We start from the raw sequence: 4,571 nt of genomic DNA, 5'->3' as shown, positions 1-4,571 counted from the left end.
ATATTAACTTATATTGTTATTACGAGTCATACATTAATATGTGTCAGTTACAAAGCTGGGTGTTGTTTATAAATCACAAGTAAACTATTTTTCCAACGTGGCAAAAAAATCGACCAATCTATGCTCCCCATAACTTGGAGCTATTGCATCTTCTCCCATCAGAGTCAAAAAGAACTCGGCAGGTCCACCCCACTTTACTGGTAGCCGCTTAAAAATAGCCACCAGAAAAACACGTAACCAGTCGGGTAAATAAGTGATCTTGACTGGCTTGTGTTGAGCAGTAAAAGCGATCTGGGCTATTGCTTTTACTGATAAGATTTCTGGGCCACCAACATCCATTTCTTGTTGCTCTTTACTAATGGCTTCAAGACAAAAACGTGCGAGATCGGCACCATGAATTGGATTTAATTTTAAATGACCACGACCAAATAAATATACTCGTCCTGATCTTGCCATATTGAAAATGTCACTGATGTCGGAAAAGAAACCGTTCGGTCTTATCACACACGGAGTAAGTTTTTCTGACGCTAATAAACGTTTGGCAAACGCTTCTTTAGCCTTTAATAACCGCACAGCTGGATACTTTTTCGCATTAAAGGCTGATACGTAAATAAACTTACGCACACCCGCTCGCTCCGCTTCGAACAACAAGTTAAGGTTGGCTTGATAGTCGACCGCTTGGTAGCTAAGCCCATCACGCTGTTTAGTGATACCAAGGCATGAGATCACGATATCAATGTCATCACAAATTCCTGTTAACTCACCTGGGTTTGTGACTTGCGCTTCAATGATCTGCGACTCTTTGACTCCAAGTGCCAGTAACTTGTTTTTACTTCTTGCTAGCGCTTTAAAATCAGCCTGCTCATCCAATAAACGTTTGATGATGTGCGATCCTAAATACCCCGTTGAACCCGCCACTAAAATACATTTTGCCTTGCCCATACGGCTTACCTCGTCGAATAGATTATGCCTTAACCATTATTCATGTTCAGGGCGATATGGCTCTTCACGTAATACATGGCTAAGTAGCAGCTTCAGGTAAAACAAAGGTAAGAACCACGTCAAATCAGGCAGCGCTTTAAACTGATAAGTAGTAAGCACAATAGCAAGTGCATACATCATTAGTGCAATTGGGCGTTGTAAATATAATGGTGTTAGCAGAATTGCAGCGCTCGCTAACATCATATAACCGCCAACAGAGGCAATCCAAAACACATCAAAATCTAGAAAAGCCCAACTAAGCATTGTCAGTTGCACAAAATGAATGCTGATAAAGCCCATGTGCTGCTTAAAACCTTGGCCCTTGCGATGAAACCAACGTTTAGCACTGGATGTTGCATTGGTGATAATGCCACCGACAATATCAACCGTAATTAAGCCAGCAATTAGATATTGCCCCCAGCCCCACCCAAACGCATTCAAATAAGCATAAGCAACGACAGCAAACCCAGCCATGAACGGAATATAAAGCTGCAGTTTTTTCTCTGCCTTTGTCGCGCCTGGGCCTATCAACTTATCTATGACGCCAAAGAACCCAGTCCTAGCAGGTGGAAAGTGCCAATCAATTTTCATTACGTTATCCTCAATTATTTTATTTAGACCACTTGGTCCTTTTAAAAAATAGAGCATCCCACCATCCAAGTAAAGATCTATTTTAGTCCAAGTGGTCAGCAATCAAATATTGATGGTATACTGCATTGATATTGCCGAGCAGAACAAAGAGAATAAAATGCCAAAAATCGTCGATCATGATAAAAAACGCCAAGAAATCGCATTGAAATCAACCGCTATTTTCTTAGAGCACGGCTATAAGAATATTGGTATGAGACAGCTCTGTGACAAGCTTGAGATGAGCAAAAGTGCAGTTTATTACTATTACAAAACTAAAGACGAACTCTTTCGGGCTGCGACTGAAGCTATTGTTAACCTAGATGAAGATGTACTGGCAGGACGGCCACTCGCCACCTCGGCCTCCATCACTCAACAACTCGAAAACTTCACTTTGATTTTTAAACAAATGGCACCGCGTTTTTTCCAAGAGATGAAGCTAGTATCAGACTATATCGACGTAATTGGTATCGACAATATTGCAGAAGATCCGTGCATGCAGCTCGCTAATCAGAAATACCTCACTATGTTGACGACTTATGTTTCAGCAGAGCACTCTAATACGCTATACACAATCTTACTTGGATTGCTAAACCATCAAACCATGATAGGTACCGAGCTCGACACAGATTATGTTGTTGCTCAAGCAAGTCGGTGTTTACAATAACCAACTAGACTAACGAGATCGCGCTCTATCACAATGATGTCAATTAAAAGGACACACTATGGCAAAGGTATATACCCCAGCTAAGGTTTGGGAAATGGACGGCAAAAACGGTGGCGAGTGGGCAAGCATCAATCGCCCTGACTCTGGTGCAAGACACGAACAAGCGTTACCTGTTGGTTCACACCCATTACAGCTCTACTCGATGGGCACACCAAACGGGCAAAAAGTTACCATCATGCTTGAAGAGTTATTAGCACTTGGTATTAAAGAAGCAGAATATGACGCATATCTTATTCGTATTGGCGACGGTGATCAGTTTTCATCTGGCTTTGTGGGTATAAACCCAAATTCAAAAATCCCTGCATTAGTCGATAACTCAGGTAAAACACCAATTAACGTGTTTGAATCTGGCGCGATATTGCTCTATCTCGCAGACAAATTTGGTCACTTCTTACCTAAAGACCTAGCAACACGTACAAGCGCCATGAATTGGCTCTTTTGGTTGCAAGGCTCTGCGCCTTATCTAGGCGGTGGCTTTGGCCATTTCTATGCCTATGCTCCAGAAAAATTTGAATACCCAATTAATCGCTTCACCATGGAAGCAAAACGCCAGTTAGATGTGCTAGATAAACAATTAGCCGACAATACTTACTTAGCAGGCGATAAATATTCGATTGCAGATATTGCCACTTGGCCTTGGTATGGCAATTTAGTACTTGGCAAACTATACGATGCTGCTGAATTCCTTGATGTCGCCAGCTATAAAAATGTTGTGCGATGGGCTCATCAAATTGCAGATCGTGAAGCAGTGCAGCGCGGTCGGTTAGTCAATCGGTCTTGGGGTGAAGAATGGGAACAAGTGCCTGAACGCCATAGCGCAGAAGATATTGATAAAGTAATGGCGAAGCAAAGCTAATACACCTTACGCTAGATGCTAATTACTTAATATTTCACCATGTTTAATACAGAAGTACCCAGCTAAGGCTGGGTACTCTTCTTATTGTCCGTAGGGTTATTTATTTTTATCAAGCGACTCTTTTGAGTGTATTACTTAATATTGATCTGCTGATGTAAATGCAAGCGTTTCTCGTTTATTAGCAATCGAAATCAATATTAAACCAAATACAGGAACAATTATTGCTGCGTACGGAATCATGCCTGCGCCCATATGGCTGTCCAATACCATGCCACCAAGAAAGCCACCGAATGCATTCGCTAAGTTAAACGCTGAAATATTTGCTGTCGCTGCCAGCTCTTGACCTTCACCACCGTGGTTCATTACTCGTAATTGCATGGCGGGTACGTTTGCAAAAGAAGCGATACCAAAAACAAATGCGGCGGCAACAAATAAGACCTGATTATCAACGGTTAAGCCCACCAGAACTAAAGAAACGATCATCGCAAATGCCCAGAACATTGATGCTTTATGAAGGTTCTTATCAGAAGAGTGTCCGCCCACAGTGTTACCAATAATCAGACCTAGACCAACGATAACCAAAATCCAAGTTACGGCTTCTTCACCGTAGCCTGTAATGTGAGTGGCAATAGGTGCAATGTAGCCGTAAAGCGTCATGAAGCCAGACCATGCAAATACCGTGATGGCCAAACTCATCAACAACATTGGGTTTTTAAATGCCATTAGCTGTGCTTTCACATCTTTTGCTTCACCATGACCCGTTGATTTAACCACGCCCAGAATGAATACCATCGCGACTAAACCTAAAGCAGCCACAGTAATGAAAGTATTGTGCCAACCAAATTGCAACCCGATCCAAGTACCGCCAGGAACACCCAGTACATTCGCCAATGTTAAACCTGCAAACATCTGACCAACCGCTCGGCCTGCCATTTTCTCAGACACTAAGTTTGTCGCGACAACCGCACCAATACCGTAAAAAGGACCTTGGACTAAGCCGGTTATTACTCGGCTTATCATTAAAATTGTGTAGTTGGGTGCAAATGCTGACATCGCGTTACCAAGAATAAACAGCACCATCAAGCTGGCAAGCACCGCTTTTTTATTAAATCGCGCGAGGTATATCGTTAGAATCGGTCCACCAAAAACAATGGCTAATGCGTACGCACTGATGAGATAACCAGCTTGCCCCTCTGTAATTGATAGTGACGTTGCAATTTGCGGAAGCAGACCTGCTATCACGAATTCTGCAGTACCTATAGCGAATGCCGCTAGTGTTAAAATCCATACCTGCAATGGCATTTTTTCTTTTTTCATAATCATCTCAATTCTTTTACTGATTAGTCTTTGAAAGTATGGGACTAGTATATTCATCAAATT

At 42.2% G+C, this 4,571-nt stretch carries 5 protein-coding genes; 2 read left to right on the top strand and 3 right to left on the bottom strand.

All coding sequences use genetic code 11. From position 1 onward, the window contains the following. Positions 1–84: 84 nt before the first annotated feature. Positions 85–942: an SDR family oxidoreductase gene (locus ASV53_RS22800; protein ID WP_094958812.1), complete on the bottom strand. Its 858-nt coding sequence runs from the start codon at positions 940–942 to the stop codon at positions 85–87. A 36-nt stretch (positions 943–978) separates the two neighbouring features. Beyond that, complete coding sequence (locus tag ASV53_RS22795; protein WP_094958811.1) at positions 979–1,572, bottom strand: hypothetical protein; 594 nt, start codon at positions 1,570–1,572, stop codon at positions 979–981. A 157-nt stretch (positions 1,573–1,729) separates the two neighbouring features. Between ASV53_RS22795 and ASV53_RS22790 the strand changes: the two genes are divergently transcribed. Further along, positions 1,730–2,275: a TetR/AcrR family transcriptional regulator gene (locus ASV53_RS22790; RefSeq protein WP_094958810.1), complete on the top strand. Its 546-nt coding sequence runs from the start codon at positions 1,730–1,732 to the stop codon at positions 2,273–2,275. Positions 2,276–2,333: 58 nt separating this feature from the next. Then, positions 2,334–3,191 (top strand): glutathione-dependent disulfide-bond oxidoreductase, encoded by an 858-nt coding sequence (yghU, locus tag ASV53_RS22785; RefSeq protein ID WP_094958809.1) that lies wholly within the window; start codon positions 2,334–2,336, stop codon positions 3,189–3,191. A 135-nt stretch (positions 3,192–3,326) separates the two neighbouring features. On the opposite strand, the gene ASV53_RS22780 is transcribed toward yghU, so the two are convergent. Beyond that, on the bottom strand, positions 3,327–4,508 hold the full coding sequence (locus ASV53_RS22780) for an MFS transporter (protein ID WP_094958813.1): 1,182 nt from the start codon (positions 4,506–4,508) through the stop codon (positions 3,327–3,329). Positions 4,509–4,571 lie beyond the last annotated feature (63 nt).

Origin of the sequence: Photobacterium sanguinicancri, assembly GCF_002265265.1 — a bacterium.
Taxonomy (GTDB): domain Bacteria; phylum Pseudomonadota; class Gammaproteobacteria; order Enterobacterales; family Vibrionaceae; genus Photobacterium; species Photobacterium sanguinicancri.
This window is presented reverse-complemented; position numbering and strand designations above follow the sequence as displayed.

What these genes read in the sequence shown, in the direction of transcription:
- ASV53_RS22800 (WP_094958812.1), bottom strand. Translation starts at nt 942, where the DNA reads ATGGGCAAGGCAAAATGTATTTTAGTGGCGGGTTCAACGGGGTATTTA.
- ASV53_RS22795 (WP_094958811.1), bottom strand. Translation starts at nt 1,572, where the DNA reads ATGAAAATTGATTGGCACTTTCCACCTGCTAGGACTGGGTTCTTTGGC.
- ASV53_RS22790 (WP_094958810.1), top strand. Translation starts at nt 1,730, where the DNA reads ATGCCAAAAATCGTCGATCATGATAAAAAACGCCAAGAAATCGCATTG.
- yghU (WP_094958809.1), top strand. Translation starts at nt 2,334, where the DNA reads ATGGCAAAGGTATATACCCCAGCTAAGGTTTGGGAAATGGACGGCAAA.
- ASV53_RS22780 (WP_094958813.1), bottom strand. Translation starts at nt 4,508, where the DNA reads ATGAAAAAAGAAAAAATGCCATTGCAGGTATGGATTTTAACACTAGCG.